The sequence below is a fragment of the Stenotrophomonas sp. 278 genome, from assembly GCF_003935715.1.
Taxonomy (GTDB): domain Bacteria; phylum Pseudomonadota; class Gammaproteobacteria; order Xanthomonadales; family Xanthomonadaceae; genus Stenotrophomonas; species Stenotrophomonas maltophilia_AH.
In genome coordinates, this window is record NZ_RHPP01000277.1 from 1 (window position 1) to 1,836 (window position 1,836).

The 1,836-nt window shown below is 66.8% G+C and carries 4 protein-coding genes; all 4 read left to right on the forward strand.

Annotation, left to right across the window (positions count from 1 at the left end; all coding sequences use genetic code 11):
* Positions 1 to 565 (forward strand): chemotaxis protein CheW (locus tag EGJ34_RS21600; protein ID WP_185750290.1); only part of this gene is annotated, 565 nt, incomplete at its 5' end.
* A 169-nt stretch (positions 566 to 734) separates the two neighbouring features.
* Positions 735 to 1,043, forward strand: coding sequence for an STAS domain-containing protein (locus EGJ34_RS21605; protein ID WP_125362437.1), 309 nt, complete (start codon positions 735 to 737; stop codon positions 1,041 to 1,043).
* Positions 1,040 to 1,405 (forward strand): response regulator, encoded by a 366-nt coding sequence (locus EGJ34_RS21610; RefSeq protein WP_125362438.1) that lies wholly within the window; start codon positions 1,040 to 1,042, stop codon positions 1,403 to 1,405. Before EGJ34_RS21605 ends, EGJ34_RS21610 begins: the two co-directional genes overlap by 4 nt.
* 45 nt (positions 1,406 to 1,450) lie before the next feature.
* Positions 1,451 to 1,836, forward strand: a 386-nt coding sequence (locus EGJ34_RS21615) for an Hpt domain-containing protein (RefSeq protein ID WP_185750291.1), incomplete at its 3' end; no start/stop codon positions are given.

The window sequence follows — 1,836 nt, forward strand, 5'->3', positions numbered from 1 at the left end:
CGCCGCACCGGCCCCGATCGCCCGCGCCGCACCGATCCTGCCGGCCAACGCTGCCAACCCCGTGCGTCCTGGCAGCTGGCAGGAACTGCAGGCGCAGGCCCTGAACCCGGCCTCCAGCCCGCGCGAACACCGGCGTGCCAACGAGCGCACCTCGCGCTGGCTGCGCATGCGCTGTGGCAGCCAGGCCTATGCGCTGGAGCTGCTCAAGGTGCAGGAAGTCGTGCTGCCGGTCCCGCTGCTGCCGCTGCGCGGCACCCCGGCGGCCATGCTCGGCATCATGAACCTTCGCGGCCAGGTGGTGCCGGTGATGGATCTGGGTACCCACCTGGGAGCCGGCCCGGCCGTCGACGACGCCAATACCCGGATCGTGGTGTTGGAGGAGAACGGCGAGACCATGGGCCTGCGCGTCTCGGCCGTGGAAGACGTGGCCAACCTGACCGATTCCCAGATCGAGCCGCCGGATACGGCACGCATCTGCCAGATCTCCAACGACCTGTTCCGCGGCGTCGCCCGAATCTCGGCGCAGCCGATGATCCTGCTCGACGCCACCCAGTTGTTGAATTGAATGGACACGCATGGCGTGTCCCTACAGGGCCGCGCGACCATGGGTCGTAGTGACACGCCATGCGTGTCAACGCCATGATCCTGCGCCCATGAACCAGGCAACAACAATCCCCTAAAGGTTCCACCAACCCCGCCGTTATTCACCTAGGAACCGTTTGTCCGGAGCAACGATGAGCACTGTGGCCCTGGGTGATGATCTCGGCATCGAGAACAGCACCGAGCTCAAAACCCGCCTCGCCCCCCTGGTGGACCAGGAAGGTGACCTGACGCTGGACGCCAGCCAGGTCGGCCGTATCCATACCGCCGCCATGCAGGTGCTGTGCGCCTTCGTAGACGCCCGCCGACAGGCCGGCCACGCGACCGGATTCGACGGTTGCACCTCAACCTTCCGTGATGCCGCGCGCCTGCTCGGCCTCACCCAGGCCCTGGGCCTGGACGCAACCCATGACAACCTGAAATCTGTGGAGAACGCGGCATGAGCGCACGTATCTTGGTGGTGGACGATTCGGCGTCGATGCGCCAGATGGTCTCTTTCGCCCTCACCTCGGCCGGCTTTTCTGTTGAAGAGGCCGAAGACGGCGCCATCGCCCTCGGCCGCGCCAAGGGCCAGCGCTTCAACGCGGTGGTGACCGACGTGAACATGCCGAACATGGACGGCATCTCGCTGATCCGCGAGCTGCGCCAGCTGCCGGACTACAAGTTCACCCCGATGCTGATGCTGACCACCGAGTCGGCCGCCGACAAGAAGTCCGAAGGCAAGGCCGCGGGCGCGACCGGCTGGCTGGTCAAGCCGTTCAACCCGGAACAGCTGGTCGCCACCGTCCAGAAAGTCCTGGGCTGATCCCTACCCGCCTTCCCTCTACCCCGCAACCGGACCCGAACTGTCATGAGCATGGACCTGCAACGCTTCCACGCCACCTTCTTCGAGGAAAGCCGCGAAGGCCTGGACGCGATGGAAGCCGGCCTGCTGGCACTGGAATCGGGCCAGCAGGACGCGGAAATCATCAACTCGGTGTTCCGCGCCGCGCACTCCATCAAGGGCGGTGCCGGCACCTTCGGCTTCGACGCCATCGCAGCACTCACCCACGTGCTGGAAACGCTGCTGGATGAACTGCGCGCCGGCAAGCGCGCGCTGGAACCGGTCGCCGTTGACGCCATGCTGTCCTCGGTGGACGTGCTGCGCGCCCTGCTGCGCGAAGCCGAACACGGCCAACCGGCCGACCCGCAGGCGGTGGCCGCGGTGAAAGCCCGCCTGGAGGCGGTGCTGTCCGG

What these genes read in the sequence shown, in the direction of transcription:
- EGJ34_RS21605 (WP_125362437.1), top strand. Translation starts at nt 735, where the DNA reads ATGAGCACTGTGGCCCTGGGTGATGATCTCGGCATCGAGAACAGCACC.
- EGJ34_RS21610 (WP_125362438.1), top strand. Translation starts at nt 1,040, where the DNA reads ATGAGCGCACGTATCTTGGTGGTGGACGATTCGGCGTCGATGCGCCAG.